We start from the raw sequence: 466 nt of genomic DNA, 5'->3' as shown, positions 1-466 counted from the left end.
GTAAGCGGAGACTTAACTTACAAGTTTCTTAAAGGCATTACGCTTAACTCTGATATCAACGCTAACTTCCGCCAGAAACTCAATCCAAATGATAATAACAATAATGCAATTGTTTGGAATGCATCTCTTGAAAAGAAAGTTTTCAAGAAAAAAGACATAGCACTTATTATTTCTGTAAATGATATCCTCAATCAAAATATCGGCTTTAACAGAAACATAAGCAGCAACTTTATTTCAGAAAATACTTATACAACTGTTCAGCGTTACTTCTTAATTTCTTTCAGGTGGAAGTTTGCCAAAAACAGAAAAGTAAATGAAGATGATGATAACTAACAACTAAAAAATGTACTGATGAAACAACTGATAATAACATTATTCTTTTTATTAAGTCTTGTTAAAATACAAGCTCAGCAAGTATTTCTCAGCTATGGTAAAATTGAGTACGAAAAGAAAATAAATATTTACA

At 29.6% G+C, this 466-nt stretch carries 1 protein-coding gene; it reads left to right on the top strand.

Annotated elements, in window-relative coordinates; translation table 11 throughout:
- On the top strand, positions 1 to 333 hold a 333-nt coding region (locus tag E3E36_RS11820), incomplete at its 5' end, for an outer membrane beta-barrel protein (RefSeq protein WP_167895573.1).
- Positions 334 to 466 lie beyond the last annotated feature (133 nt).

This window comes from Thermococcus sp. M36, from assembly GCF_012027355.1.
Taxonomy (GTDB): Archaea; Methanobacteriota_B; Thermococci; order Thermococcales; family Thermococcaceae; genus Thermococcus.
This window is presented reverse-complemented; position numbering and strand designations above follow the sequence as displayed.